Annotated in this window: 9 protein-coding genes; 7 read left to right on the top strand and 2 right to left on the bottom strand. The window is 65.7% G+C overall.

Annotation, left to right across the window (positions count from 1 at the left end; genetic code table 11):
• Window positions 1–100: 100 nt before the first annotated feature.
• Window positions 101–2,974, bottom strand: a complete 2,874-nt coding sequence (locus BMX04_RS10675; RefSeq protein WP_074786305.1) for a type I secretion protein — start codon at window positions 2,972–2,974, stop codon at window positions 101–103.
• A 245-nt stretch (window positions 2,975–3,219) separates the two neighbouring features.
• Between BMX04_RS10675 and BMX04_RS10670 the strand changes: the two genes are divergently transcribed.
• The 4 genes from BMX04_RS10670 to BMX04_RS10655 all read left to right on the top strand — a co-directional run bounded on the left by BMX04_RS10670 (window position 3,220) and on the right by BMX04_RS10655 (window position 8,875).
• Complete coding sequence (locus BMX04_RS10670; protein ID WP_074786303.1) at window positions 3,220–4,398, top strand: aminotransferase class I/II-fold pyridoxal phosphate-dependent enzyme; 1,179 nt, start codon at window positions 3,220–3,222, stop codon at window positions 4,396–4,398.
• Between the two features lie 18 nt (window positions 4,399–4,416).
• A complete protein-coding gene (locus BMX04_RS10665) occupies window positions 4,417–7,311 on the top strand; it encodes a DNA translocase FtsK (RefSeq protein ID WP_074786301.1) in 2,895 nt (964 codons plus the stop codon).
• A gap of 131 nt (window positions 7,312–7,442) precedes the next feature.
• Window positions 7,443–8,153 carry a dimethylsulfonioproprionate lyase family protein gene (locus BMX04_RS10660; RefSeq protein WP_074786299.1) on the top strand — a complete coding sequence of 237 codons (711 nt, stop codon included), beginning with the start codon at window positions 7,443–7,445 and terminating at the stop codon, window positions 8,151–8,153.
• Between the two features lie 116 nt (window positions 8,154–8,269).
• A complete protein-coding gene (locus tag BMX04_RS10655) occupies window positions 8,270–8,875 on the top strand; it encodes a LolA family protein (RefSeq protein WP_074786297.1) in 606 nt (201 codons plus the stop codon).
• Between the two features lie 13 nt (window positions 8,876–8,888).
• On the opposite strand, the gene BMX04_RS10650 is transcribed toward BMX04_RS10655, so the two are convergent.
• A complete protein-coding gene (locus BMX04_RS10650; RefSeq protein ID WP_074786295.1) occupies window positions 8,889–9,080 on the bottom strand; it encodes a DUF1674 domain-containing protein in 192 nt (63 codons plus the stop codon).
• Between the two features lie 68 nt (window positions 9,081–9,148).
• Here BMX04_RS10650 and BMX04_RS10645 point away from each other — a divergent pair, with 68 nt between their 5' ends.
• The 3 genes from BMX04_RS10645 (at window position 9,149) to purH (ending at window position 14,147) form a co-directional block, all read left to right on the top strand.
• Entirely contained in the window at window positions 9,149–10,417 is a 1,269-nt protein-coding gene (locus tag BMX04_RS10645; protein WP_074786293.1) for an RsmB/NOP family class I SAM-dependent RNA methyltransferase, read from the top strand.
• Window positions 10,418–10,782: 365 nt separating this feature from the next.
• Window positions 10,783–12,525: a heparinase II/III family protein gene (locus BMX04_RS10640; RefSeq protein WP_074786291.1), complete on the top strand. Its 1,743-nt coding sequence runs from the start codon at window positions 10,783–10,785 to the stop codon at window positions 12,523–12,525.
• A 32-nt stretch (window positions 12,526–12,557) separates the two neighbouring features.
• Window positions 12,558–14,147 carry a bifunctional phosphoribosylaminoimidazolecarboxamide formyltransferase/IMP cyclohydrolase gene (gene purH / locus BMX04_RS10635; protein WP_074786289.1) on the top strand — a complete coding sequence of 530 codons (1,590 nt, stop codon included), beginning with the start codon at window positions 12,558–12,560 and terminating at the stop codon, window positions 14,145–14,147.
• Window positions 14,148–14,152: the final 5 nt, after the last annotated feature.

Here is a 14,152-nt window from a genome sequence, read left to right as displayed (position 1 = left end):
GGCGCGCGGATCGCTGTCGGGCGGCAAGCTGTTTTGAAACAGCTTGCGACGCGGTTTGGAAACCGCGTCCAAGGGTTTTGCAAAACCCTTGGGGTCACAGTTACATCAGCTCGCCCAGGGGAATCTTCTGGCCGGGTGTCGCGGCGAATTCCACCGCTTCGATCTCGACCAGATAGACCGGACCAGAGGAGCCCTGAAGCACCAGGCGCGGGCCGTTACGGGCGATGTCATAGTCGGCGCGTGCACCGGGGAGCACTGCCAGATCGCGGCCCGGACCGCCATGCAGGCGATCCGCGCCGCCCTGGCCGATCAGAACGTCGTCTCCCGCGCCGCCCAGCAGGATATCGGCCTTGGCCGTGCCGGTGAGGGTCGTGCCCTCGTCGCCTGCCTGTTGCGTGATGCCGTGCAGGAACGCCCCCGGCGCGCGCGGTTCGGCCTGGTCGGGCGGGGTGGCGTTGGCGGCCATCAGCACGCGCCAGCGGGGGGTGTCGTCGTTGAGATGGCGCAGCGCCCCCCAACTGCCCCATTTCGAGGCCGTGGCCACGTCCACGAACGCGTTGAAGGCGGTGCCGCCCGCCGCGTGCCAGCCGGCGATCAGCTCTTCGTAGATGCGCCCCATCTGCGGGCTGTAGTTGAAGCCGTTGAAAAAGCCCGTCAGCGTCTCGTTCTCGACCGTGGCCCCGTGGCCGACCACATGCGTGCCGCCTTCATACATCATCAGTTGCAGGTCGTGCCGGGCTGCCAGATCGGCGTGATACGGAAAGATGTCGCGGAGCAATTCGCCAAGCGAGCCCTGCCGAAGCGCCTCGGCGGCGAGATCATAGGCGAGGTCGAATTCATGCGCCGCGAGGTAGGTGTCGGGATCGGCTCCGGTCTCGGCGGCCTTGGCCTGTGCGACCGCCCGGCTTGCAGCGATCCAGCCCAGCAGGGTATCGGCCATGTCCTCGCTGCCCAGATCAAAGCCGAAATAGCCGGTGACCGCATAGCCGTCGAACTGTTCGACCGGAGGCGTGGACAGTTGGCCGTTGTCCAGTGCGAGCGGGGCCTGCAGCATCGGCTCTTCCAGACCGGGCCAGCCGGTATGGGTGGACACGACAACCGACAGCCGGTCGTGCTGTCCCTCGTAGACCTCGCGCCAGATCAGTGCCATCTGTGCTGCGCGCAGCCCGGCATATTGCATCCATGCATCATCGCCCGCCGCATCGCCCCAAAGTGCCTCGGCGGCCTCGCGCACCCAGACCGCTTGCGGAAAGATGAAATTCCAGACTTCGTTGGAATATTCCACATGCGCCTTGAGGCCCGGATCGAGATGATCCCGCATATACTCGGCAAAGGCGCGCATATAGGCGTCATCTGCGGCATGGGGCATGTTGACCCAAGGGTCGGCCCCGATCCGGTTGGCCAGGGCGACCATCACCTCGATCGGCGCGCCACGCCAGACATAGGTGGCATCGTCGGGCACCGGGCGGCCCTTCAAGGTGGTCTGGGTGGAGCCGTTGGTGAATTGCCAGTCCATGAAGCGCACCATCCGCAGATCGGCGATTTTCTCGATCCAGAGCGGATTGAACAGCGCGCCCACCTGGTGCAACGCGACCTGGTCTTCGCGGATGATGGTGATGTCGCGAATCGGGTTGTCGCGGTCTGTCTCGAGCAGGCGCAGGACTGCCGGGCCGTCGCCCGACGTAAAGTCGAAGCGGATTTCCCGGGTGTCGTAATTATAGCGCACATTGTCCGCGCGTCCCGTGACGCGGATCACCCCCTCGCCCTCATAGCGCACGAGGTAGCGGCCGTTCAGGTGCGTGGCCCCTGCGGGCTGATCGGTGAGGAAGAACGACTCCAGCGATTTCGCGCCATCGGGGAGCGCCACCGGATAGCCGGTCTCGCTCAGATAGCCGCCCGCGCGCAGCGCCTCGGTCGAGAACGCCCCCCACTCATCGGCGCTGTGCCCGATCCAGGGCCGTGCGGTTTTCATCACGTTGATGAAAGGGTGCTGGCTCGACCAGTCGGCGATGCCGTTGAGGCCCATGGCAAGGCTCGGATTGGCGATACCGATGCCTGCGCGCGCGTCTTGCGTTGCCTGCGTGGTCGGGGTTGCCGCAAGGTCATCCTGCAGCCCGAGGGCCTGGGCGATCTCGTCGGTGAGGCGGTCATACCGGTCACGCACGCCCGGATGGATGGCGTCTGGCACCGCGAAATTTGCCGAGGCGGGGGCCTCGAAGAGGGCGGTATAAGTCACGAGCGCCGCGAGGAAATATTGCGTCGGCGTGCCATGCGGCGCGCTGTCGGAATAGAGCGCCTCGACGGGGATCTCCTCCAACAGGCCGGTTTGCAGCCCCGACAGCACCGAGGAGACCGGCGCGAGGGTGATATCGGTGTCGGGGCGAGCATCCTGCACCTGTGCGACATAGGTGCGGTACCAGTCGTGGTAGTCGCTCAGCGCGTAGCCGTGCCAGCGGCGCAGGTTGCGGTCAGACGGGGGGAAGCTGCGGCCATAGCCGCCCATGTCGGGCCAGCCCTCGTAGATTACGATGCGCGCGCCGGGCCATTTCTCTTGGGCGCGGTCGATGATCGCGAGCGTGGCCGAGAGCGGGCTGCTGCCATCGGGATTGTCGCCCTCATAGGGGGCGTCGGGGGGCTGATACTGGATGAAATTGGCGGGGTTGATCATCACCGTGTCGATGCGCCCGCGCGGCGAGGACACGCCCTTGAAGGACCAGTTCGGTGCCGCCCCGTCGCGCACGAAATCGCGCAGGAATCCCCATTGCCCGGAGAGCGCGAAGTCACGTCCCGAGGCCCGGGTCAGTTGGCCGAGCCAATAGGGCACGGTGGTGGTGTCGCCATCCGCCTCGCTGAGGTGGTTGATCAGGCTGTTGCCAAAGACATGCACCCGCGCGCTGTCGCGATCCGCGAGTGCAGGGGCGGCGGCAAACGCCGAGATAAAGGCCAGCCAAACCAACCCGATCCGTTCCCACATGGCTCTGTCTCCCCTCGCGGTCTCATTGCCCCGTGAATATAGGGGGCCGGCCTTTGCATGGCTATGAGAAGGTGCCGGGGAACGTGCCGTGGCCAGCCGTTTTTGTGGGTCCGGGCAGGGGGGACTTGCCAAAAATGCCACATTCGCCCTGTCAAGCCCTTGGTTTTGCTGGACCTGACGCAAGTGCTTGGGTAGATTCGCATCAAACGGGGCGTGAATGATCCCGAACCTTGAGGCAGTATCAGATGTTTCCCGAGCGGTTTTCGAACCTTCCGGCCTATGCGTTTCCGCGCCTGCGGAGCCTGCTTGACGCCCATCAACCGGGCGGCGAAGTCGTGCATATGACTATCGGCGAGCCAAAGCATGATTTTCCGCGCTGGATCGTTGATATCATTGCGCAAAATGCCGATGGATTTGGCAATTACCCGGTCAATGAAGGCATGCCCGCGCTGCTGGAGGCGATCACCGACTGGGTCGCGCGGCGCTATGGCGTGACGCTTGATCCCTCGACCCGGGTGATGGCGCTCAACGGCACGCGTGAGGGGCTTTACAATGCGATGATGGCGCTTTGCCCAGAGACAAAGCGCGGCGGCAAACCCATCGTTCTGGTGCCGAACCCGTTTTATCAGGTCTACATGGTGGCAGCCCTCAGCGTGGCGGCGGAGCCGATGTTCCTCAACGCGACACAGGCCACCGGGCATCTGCCGGATTTCGACGCGGTGGCGCCCGACGTTCTGGACCGGGTGGGCGTGGTCTATCTGTGCTCGCCCTCGAACCCGCAGGGCGCAGTCGCGACGCGGGACTATTGGGCGACCCTGATCCGGCTGGCCGAAAAACACGATTTCCGCATTTTTGCCGATGAATGCTATTCCGAGATCTACCGCGATACCCCGCCCGTGGGTGTGTTGCAGGTGGCGCAGGAACTGGGTGCCGACCCTGAGCGGATCGTCGCCTTTCACAGCCTGTCGAAGCGGTCGAACCTGCCGGGGTTGCGCTCGGGCTTTGTCGCGGCGGGCCCCGAAAGCATCAAGGCGATGAAGCAGTTGCGCAATTATGCAGGCAGCCCGCTGCCGATGCCATTGCAGCACGCGGCGGCGGCGGTCTGGACCGATGAGGACCATGTGATCGAAAACCGCCGTCTCTACGGTGAAAAATACGAGATCGCGGATGAGATTTTCGGCAACCTGCCCGGCTATCACAGCCCCGAGGCGGGGTTTTTCCTGTGGTTGCCGGTCGCGGATGGTGAGGCGGCGACGCTGCAGCTCTGGCAGGAGACCGGCGTTCGGGTTCTGCCCGGGGCCTATCTGGGGCAGGAGGCCGGGGGCGAGAACCCCGGCAAAGGGTATATTCGGGCCGCGATGGTGGCCCCGAAGGACGAGATGGCGCACGGGCTGACCCGCCTGCGCGACTGTCTTTACGGATGATCGAGGACGAGGGACGAGATGGCATATCAGACACGTGGACGCGACCCATTGCTGGATAGCACGACGGCCGAGGCGATCGAAAAGCGCGGCAAGGAATTGCTGGGCCTCGTGCTGGTAGTCATCGCGCTGATGACGGCGGCGATGGTTGCTTCTTACAGTCCCGACGATCCCAGCTGGGTGAGTGCCACGGATGAACCGGTGCAGAACTGGATGGGGCGCGTCGGCGCGGCCATCGCCTCTCCGCTCTTCATGATCATCGGTTGGGGGGCCTGGGGTCTTGCGATCGTGCTGGGCGCATGGGGCGTGCGGTTCGCCCTGCATCTGGGCGAAGAGCGCGCGACCGGACGGCTGATTTTCGCGCCAATCTGGCTGGCGGTGCTGTCGCTTTATGCCGCGACGCTTGCCCCCGGCGAGGCCTGGGCCGCAACGCATAGTTTTGGTCTCGGCGGGCTTTTCGGCGACACGATCCTTGGCACGTTTCTTGGTGTTCTGCCGGTGGCGGCGAGCCTCGGGTTGAAGTTGATGTCGGTTGTCATGGGCCTCTGCGTGCTGCTTTTCGGGGCCTTCGTTCTTGGCTTCACGCGGTTTGAACTGGGGCGGATCGCACGCTTTCTGCTGGTCGGCGTGATCGTGAGCTATTCTGGGCTGATGCGTCTATTGGGCCATGGGGCCGGTGGCATGGCGCAGGCCGGGCAGGCGGTGCAGGCCCGTATGGCCGAGCGCCGCGCGCGCCGCGCCGACGCGGTGATCTATGAGGATGACGCGCCGGTCGCGGAGGCCCCGCGAGTGCGCCGCGCAGAGCCGGTTCTGGGTGCCGCCCCGCAAATGGCGGCGGCGGAAAAACCCGGCGGGTTGCTGGCGCGCATGCCGATGCTGATGCGCCGTCCCGATCCGATGCCGGAGCCGGAACTCGTTGAATCAGAAAGCTATCATGGCGAGGCGGAGCAGCCCGCCGATGACCGGATCAAGGCACGCATCTCTGACGTGATCCGCGCCCGTGTGCGGCAGAACCCGGCGGTGCAGGCGGCCTCGGTCGCCCCGCTGACCAAGGGCCGGGGTCGTGGGCCCGATCCGCTGATCCTCAACACCGCGCCGCGCGAGGGCTTGCCGCCCGAGCCGCCGCTGACCGCGCGTCACGCTGAGACCGTGGCGCCTGCGCCCGTGGAGCTGGATCCGGTGATCGAACGCGATGATCTTTATGCCCCCGAGTCCGAGATGGACGATGAGATGGCGGCCTATCTGGCCGAGCCCGCGCCGCAGCCCCAGGCCGCCCCGCGCATCCCTGTGCCGGAACCGCGCAAGGTCGTGCAGCACACGCCCCGCAAGGCACCGCAGCCCTCGACCCGCGCCATCGCCGAAGCACAACCCGCGCTGCAATTCGAAGAGCCCGCGCTGCCCAAATACGAATTGCCGCCGCTGAGCCTGCTATCGGATCCGACGCGCATCGAGCGCCATCACCTGAGCGACGAGGCGCTGGAGGAAAACGCGCGCATGCTGGAAAACGTGCTAGACGATTACGGCGTCAAGGGCGAGATCGTGAGCGTGCGCCCCGGCCCCGTGGTGACGATGTACGAGCTGGAGCCCGCGCCGGGCCTCAAGGCCAGCCGCGTGATCGGGCTGGCCGATGATATCGCGCGCTCGATGTCGGCGCTTTCCGCCCGGGTGTCCACCGTGCCGGGGCGCAGCGTGATCGGGATCGAACTGCCCAATGACAACCGCGAGATGGTTGGTTTTCGCGAAATCTTGTCGAGCCGCGCCTATGGCGACGGCAATCAGCGCCTTCCGCTGGCGCTGGGCAAGGATATCGGCGGTGATCCGATCGTCGCCAACCTCGCCAAGATGCCGCACCTTCTGATCGCGGGCACCACCGGCTCGGGTAAATCCGTGGCGATCAACACGATGATCCTGAGCCTCTTGTACAAGCTGACGCCGGATGAGTGCCGGTTGATCATGATCGACCCCAAGATGCTGGAACTCAGCGTCTATGACGGCATCCCGCATCTGCTGTCGCCCGTTGTGACCGACCCCAAGAAAGCCGTGGTCGCGCTCAAATGGGTGGTGGCCGAGATGGAGGACCGGTACCGCAAGATGTCCAAGATGGGCGTGCGCAATATCGACGGCTATAACGGCCGCGTCGAGGAGGCACTGAAGAAAGGCGAGCTGTTCAGCCGCACCGTGCAGACGGGTTTTGACGACGACACCGGCGAGCCGGTGTTCGAGACCGAGGAATTCGCACCCGAGAAGATGCCCTATATCGTCGTCATCGTCGATGAAATGGCCGACCTGATGATGGTCGCCGGCAAGGAGATCGAGGCCTGCATTCAACGTCTTGCACAGATGGCGCGGGCGTCGGGCATTCACCTCATCATGGCCACGCAGCGCCCGTCGGTCGATGTGATCACCGGCACGATCAAGGCCAATTTCCCCACTCGGATCAGCTTTCAGGTGACATCGAAGATCGACAGCCGCACCATTCTGGGCGAAATGGGCGCCGAGCAGCTTCTGGGCATGGGTGACATGCTCTACATGGCGGGCGGCGGCAAGATCACCCGCTGTCACGGCCCCTTCGTGAGCGACGAGGAGGTTGAGGAGGTGGTGAGCCATCTCAAGGCCTACGGGCCGCCGGAATATGTCGGCAGCGTGCTGCAAGGCCCCGACGAGGACAAGGCCGACAGTATCGACGCGGTGCTTGGCCTGTCGACGGGCGGCAACACCGATGGCGAGGACGCACTCTATGATCAGGCGGTCGCCATCGTGATCAAAGACCGCAAATGTTCCACCTCCTATATTCAGCGCAAGCTCGCGATCGGCTACAACAAGGCCGCGCGCCTCGTGGAGCAGATGGAGGATGAGGGCGTGGTGAGCGCCGCGAACCACGTCGGCAAGCGCGAGGTGCTGGTGCCGGAGCAGTAATCCCGGACCTGTCGTCACTCGGGTTTCCGATTGCGGCCTGAAAGACCTTCTGCTCTGCTTGGCATGTGCCGGTTCGGGCGTTAGTCACGCGACCGGCGCACGCAGCCACCCCAAAAGGCGGAGACGGAAAGATGTCCGACACACCCATCCCCAATGACGCCGTCGCGGCGGGGGGCGAACCGCGTCTGATGGATTGCCCGAACTGGCTCTATCTCCTGCGCGAATTCGACTCGCTCTATCGTCATGGCTCTGCGGGCGGCAGCGCGGCCATCCGAGGCCATCGCAAACGGGTGCGCGACAGGTTGTCCTCGGCCATGGCGCGCAACCCGGAAATGACTGAACGCGCGTGCCAGGCCAAGCCGGTGACGGCGCATCTTCCGCGTGCCCTCGACCTCGGCGAACGGGCCGCGATGCAGGGCATGGCGCGGGCGCTGCGCGAGGTAAAAGACCAACTGACCTGGGAATACGGGTATGACCGGATTTCGAAGGCGCTGAGCCAGAAATATGCCTATTGCGAAATCCTCGGCCCGCAAGGCCCTGTGAAGTGCGACAGCCTGATCCTCGGGTTCGTGCTGTTTGCCCCGAACACCACCTATCCACAGCACAGCCACAAAGAGATCGAGGAAAGCTATATCTCCGTGTCGGGGGCGTGGTCGGAAAACAATGCGGCGGTGTTCGCGCCGGGATCGCTGATCCTGAACCGCTCCGGTGATGAGCATCGCATCACCACGGGCGATCGGGACCCCTGCTTGCTCGCCTATGCGTGGATCGGCCCCGAGGCGCGTCTTGCCAAGCCTGACATGAAACTGTCATCGCCCCGCAAGAGCAAGCTGGCACCTTGAACGGGCCCCCTGCTATTGGATAACAGCATGCGTGATATTGCAGGTCGGGGCGCGGCCCCCCATGTTTCCAGCCAAGGCAGGAAGCACGATCCTGCGGAAAGGCTTGGGCAGACAGTATGAAATCTATGCGTATCCTGATGGTTCCCGTCCTGTGGGCGGCGATGGCCCTCCCGGCGGCGGCGGAAAAGCTTTCGCTTGGGGAAATCTCATTCTATCTCAACCGGCTCAAGACCGCGCAGGGCGCGTTCACGCAGGTGAACGATGATGGCACGATCAGCACCGGGCAGATATTGCTCAAGCGGCCGGGCCGGGTGCGGTTCGAATATGCACCGCCCAAAGAGGCGCTGGTGGTGGCCGATGGCGACACCGTGGGCATCATCGATCCGCGCTCGAATGACGGGCCGGTGGGCTATCCGCTGCACCGCACGCCGCTCAAGATCATCTTGGCCAACAACGTCGATCTGACGCGCGAGCGGATGGTGGTGGGCCATGCCAGCGACGGCACCTCGACCACGGTGCGCGCGCAGGATCCCGAACATCCCGAATATGGCAGTATCGACCTGGTCTTTACGGGCGATCCGGTCGAGTTGCGTCAATGGGTCATCCATGACGGCAGCGGCAGTCAGACCACGGTCATTCTGGGGGATCTGCAGACCGGCGTGCGGTTGCGCAACGAGCAGTTCGAGATTCCCGGCAAGCGACGGATGCGCGTGGACCCGTGATCCCGCCACAGTCTCAGAAGTCGATCGCAATCCCCTTTTTCTCCCAATCCCCGTAGCGAACCGGCTCCAGCCCCTCGCGGCGACCGCCGAGTTCGGTGGGCAGGTCCGCGTCCTGCGCGGCCTTGCGGCGGGCCTCGGCCTCGGCCAGTGCGCGTTGCGCGGCGGGGGGCAGGTCGCGGGTCTCAGGGGTGTCGTCGGTGCTCATGACCGGGCTTTCCTTGTGCGTGTGCCGCTGATATATCGCGCGCCTGCCGTCTCGCCAAGGATCAACCCGTGAAAAAAACCGTCCACTCCGCCCGTTCTGCTGCCGTCTACCTGCTCGATCAGGTGCTGGGCGAAGGTCGGCTGATGTCCGAACTGGTGGCGGGCGGCGCGCTTGAGGCGTTGGCCCCGGCGGACCGAGCGCGCGCGCAGCGTCTGGCGGCGGACACGCTGCGCGGCTTGGCGCGCGCCGATCGTCTGCTGTCGAAGCATCTGCGCAAACCGCCGCCCTTGCCGGTCTTTAATGTGTTGCGCGCAGGCACGGTGGAACTGGCGCAGGGCGGTGACGCGCACGGTGTGGTCAACGAGGCGGTGGCGATCATCGGGCGGCATCCCCGGCACAATCGCCTCAAGGGGCTGATCAACGCGGTGCTGCGCAAGATGGCCGAGGAAGCTCCGGCGAAATGGAACGACCTGCGCCAGCCCGGCCTGCCGCACTGGCTGCGTGAGCCTTTGGTGGAGGCGTGGGGCAAGGGTCCAGTCGCGGCGATGGAGCGCGCGCATTTCGAAGGCGCGCCGCTTGATCTGACAGTAAAGAGCGATGCCGAAGCCTGGGCCGCGCGGCTGGGCGGCATGGTGCTGCCCACCGGGTCCGTCCGTCTGCGCGAGGCGGGGCAGGTGTCGGCGCTGCCGGGCTATGAAAGCGGCGACTGGTGGGTGCAGGATGCCGCCGCCGCCCTGCCGGTTCAGGTGCTTGATCCAAGGCCGGGTGAAAGGGTGCTCGATCTCTGCGCGGCACCGGGCGGCAAGACGCTGCAACTGGCAGCCAGAGGCGCGCAGGTGACCGCGCTCGACATATCCGAGCGGCGCATGGCCCGGGTGGCGGAAAATCTTGCGCGCACCGGGCTGACGGCTACGTGCGTGGTGGGCGACGCGCTGGAGCATGCGGGGGTTTATGACGCCGTTCTGCTCGATGCACCCTGTTCGGCCACCGGCACGATTCGCCGCCATCCCGATCTGCCCTATGCCAAGGACGGCTCCGAGTTCGGCGCGCTGATCGGGATACAGGCGGCGATGATTGATCATGCACTCGGGCTTTTGGCCCCCGGTGGGCGGCTGGTTTTCTGCACGTGTTCGCTTTTGCCCGATGAGGGGGAATGTCAGGTCGAGGAAGCACTGGTGCGGCATGCGGGGCTGACGGCCGACCGCGCGGCGCTCGACCGGCCCGGCATCGCGCCGGAGTGGATCACCGAAGAGGGCGGGCTACGCTTGCGGCCTGATTACTGGCCGGATCTCGGCGGGATGGACGGGTTCTACATGGCGTGCTTGCAGAAAGGGTAAGGCGTAGGGGTGGTTTTGGCCTTTTGCGGCCGTTGAAGTTCAGCCCCAATGCGCGGAATCAAGGCGCGGAACGCGCCGCCGCGCAGCGCCCGACCGCCCCCTCGGGCGGGCGCTTTTGCAACGTTTCAAGCCATTGAAAACGCGGGAGTGCTTGGCGGGCATAAAGTGCGGTCCACCGAGGTTGCTGCGCCCACCCGGCGGTCGGGCACCGCACGGCTCATCTCTGAAACCGCCAAGGTCCGCATCACGCCCTTTCCACCCCTGACGCCACATGCTGACCCACCGGGACGCAATCAGGCGGTGACTTGACCGGATGGGCTGGCTATAGTGCACCCATCAACGCCGCAAGAAGCGTGTCGAGGCACATGTTCCACCTGCACCCTCTGTCAGAGCGCTGGTCACGCGCGATGAACCGTATGGCCGCTCGACGGGCGGCGATGAGCCGTCCGGCAACGGCGTTCATTTCGCAGCCCGAGCCGCGCAGCATCGGCTATCTGGCGCGCGGACGGCAGCTATGTGCCGGAAATTTCGTCTTTGCGGGCAGCCTCGTGCAGGCCCCCGAGACCTCGATCTGGGATATCGAGCCGCCGGACGCGGCCTTCGCGGCCGAATTGCATGGCTTTGGCTGGCTCGATGACCTGGCCGCTGCGGGGGACGCGGCGGCGCGCGAGCGGGCGCAGGCCTGGCTATGGGAATGGATCGCGCGCTACGGCAAGGGCACCGGGCCGGGATGGACGCCTGATCTGACAGGTCGGCGGCTGATCCGTTGGATATCACAGGCACTGTTCTTGTTGCGCGGGCAACCGTCGGAGGCGTCTGCGCCGTTCTTTCGCTCTTTGGCGCAGCAGACGGCGTTCCTGTCACGGCGCTGGCAGGCGGCGGCGCCGGGCCTGCCCCGGTTCGAGGCGCTGACCGGGCTCATTTATGCGGGCGTGTCGCTGGAGGGGATGCAGGGTCTGACCGAGCCTGCGCGCGCCGCGCTCTCGCGGGAATGCGAACGGCAGATCGACGCGGCAGGCGGCATTCCGACGCGCAACCCCGAGGAGTTGCTGGAGGTGTTCACGCTGCTCACCTGGGCTGCTCTGGGGTTGAGCGATTCGGGGCAGTCGGCGGCGGAGGCGCATTGGCGCGCGGTGGAGCGGATCGCGCCGACGCTGCGCACCCTGCGCCATGCCGATGGGGCGCTGGCACGATTTCATGGCGGGGGCAGGGGGCTTGACGGACGGCTCGACGGGGCGCTGGCCGCAAGTGGCGTCAAGACGCGCATGCCCGACGGTCTGGCCATGGGCTTTGCCCGTCTGAGTGCCGGGCGCACCAGCGTGATCGTGGATGCCGCCCCGCCGCCCAAGGGCGCGGCCTCGGCGGGGGCGCATGCCTCGACGCTGGCCTTCGAGTTGACCTCCGGGCGGCGCCCGGTGATCGTCAACTGCGGTTCGGGCGCGAGTTTCGGCGCTGAGTGGCGGCGCGCGGGGCGCGCGACACCGTCGCATTCGGCGCTGGTGCTCGCCTCTGGATCGAGCGCGCGGCTGAGCAATGACGCGCGGCATCTGGACTGGCTGAGCGAAGCACCGGTCAATGTGCCCGCGACCCTCTCGAAACTGTCTGACGGGCTGCGTTTCGAGACGGCGCATGATGGGTATGTGCGCGGCCATGGCCTGACCCATGTTCGCAATCTCGACCTTTCGGCGGATGGCCGGGGGCTGGCGGGCGAGGATATGCTGCTCGCGGTGGCAGAGGCCGACAAGCGCCGTTTCGATCGCGCGCTCGACGGCACGCGGCTGAATGGCGTGCCCTATGATATCCGGTTTCACCTGCATCCCGAGGTCGACGCTTCGGTCGATATGGGGGGCACTGCGGTGTCGATCGCGCTGCGCAGTGGTGAAATCTGGATATTCCGCGCCGATGGCGAGGCCGCTTTGTCCTTGCAACCGAGCGTTTATCTTGAAAAGACGCGGCTCAAACCGCGTGCGACCAAACAGATCGTTCTCTCCGGTCGTGCGTTGGGATATGCGACCCGCATGAGATGGTCCCTGGCCAAGGCGCAGGATACCCCCGTCGGCATCAGGGATGTCCACGAGGAGGTGCTGGAACCGGAAGCCGAGGACTGAACCCGAGACCGCCAAGGCAGGACAGACACCCGATGACCGATTTCGCGCCCGTGACCCGCGCCCTCCTCTCCGTATCCGACAAGACCGGCCTGATCGAGCTGGGCCGTGCCCTCGCCGAGCGAGGGGTCGAACTGCTCTCGACCGGGGGCACCGCGCGCAGCTTGCGCGAGGCGGGGCTTGCCGTGCGCGACATGGCCGAGGTGACGGGCTTTCCCGAGATGATGGACGGGCGGGTCAAGACGCTGCATCCGATGGTGCATGGCGGTCTGCTGGCGCTGCGCAACAACGCCGATCACGTGGCCGCGATGGAGACGCATGGCATCGGCCCCATCGACCTGCTGGTGGTCAATCTCTATCCGTTCGAGGACACCGTGGCGCGCGGTGGCGACTATGACGCCTGCGTCGAGAATATAGACATCGGCGGCCCGGCGATGATCCGCGCGGCGGCCAAGAACCATGCCTTTGTCAACGTGGTGGTCGATGTCGAGGATTACCCGGCCCTGCTGGCGGAACTTGACGCGCAGGACGGACAGACGCGCTATGCGTTCCGGCAACGACTGGCGCAGGTGGCCTATGCGCGCACGGCGGCCTATGACGCGGCGGTCAGCAGCTGGATGGCGGATGCCATCAACGAGCCTGCCCCGCGTCGCCGCGCCGTGGCGGGCACGCTTGCGCAGACCTTGCGCTATGGTGAGAACCCGCATCAGGCGGCGGCCTTCTATGTGGATGGCTCGGACCGGCCCGGTGTCGCCACGGCGCGGCAGGTGCAGGGCAAGGAACTGAGCTACAACAACATCAACGATACCGACGCGGCGTTCGAGCTGGTCAGCGAATTTGCGCCCGGCGATGGGCCCGCCTGCGCGATCATCAAGCACGCCAATCCCTGCGGCGTGGCGCGCGGCGCGACGCTGCTGGAAGCCTACAAATCCGCTTTCGATTGCGACCGGACCAGCGCCTTTGGCGGGATCATCGCGCTCAATCAGCCGCTCGATGGCGCCACGGCGGAAGAGATCGCCGGCATCTTCACCGAAGTGGTGATTGCGCCCGGGGCGAATGACGACGCGGTGAGTATTTTCGCCAAGAAGAAGAATCTGCGTCTTTTGCTGACCGAGGGTCTGGCTGATCCGGCGACTGCGGGACGCATGATCAAACAGGTGGCGGGCGGCTATCTGGTGCAGGACAAGGATACCGGACGAATCAGCGCCGATGACCTGCGTGTCGTGACCAAACGCGCGCCGACGGATCGCGAGATGTCGGATATGCTCTTCGCCTGGAAAGTGGCGAAACACGTGAAATCCAACGCCATCGTCTACGTCAAGGACGGTGCCACGGTGGGTGTCGGGGCAGGCCAGATGAGCCGCGTCGACAGTTGCCGCATCGCCGCGCGCAAATCGCAGGACATGGCCGAGGCGCTGGGCCTCGCGGCGCCGCTCACGCAGGGCAGCGTCGTGGCCTCTGACGCGTTCTTTCCCTTTGCCGACGGGCTGCTGACGGCGGCAGAGGCGGGGGCGACGGCGGTCATTCATCCCGGCGGCTCGATGCGCGATGACGAGGTGATCGCGGCGGCGGATGAGGCAGGGCTGGCGATGGTGCTGACCGGCATGCGCCACTTCCGGCACTGAGTGTG

Source organism: Roseovarius tolerans (genome assembly GCF_900109855.1).
GTDB classification, from domain to species: Bacteria; Pseudomonadota; Alphaproteobacteria; order Rhodobacterales; family Rhodobacteraceae; genus Roseovarius; species Roseovarius tolerans.
Note: the sequence above shows the minus strand (reverse complement) of the source record. Positions and strands in the feature narration are given on the sequence as shown.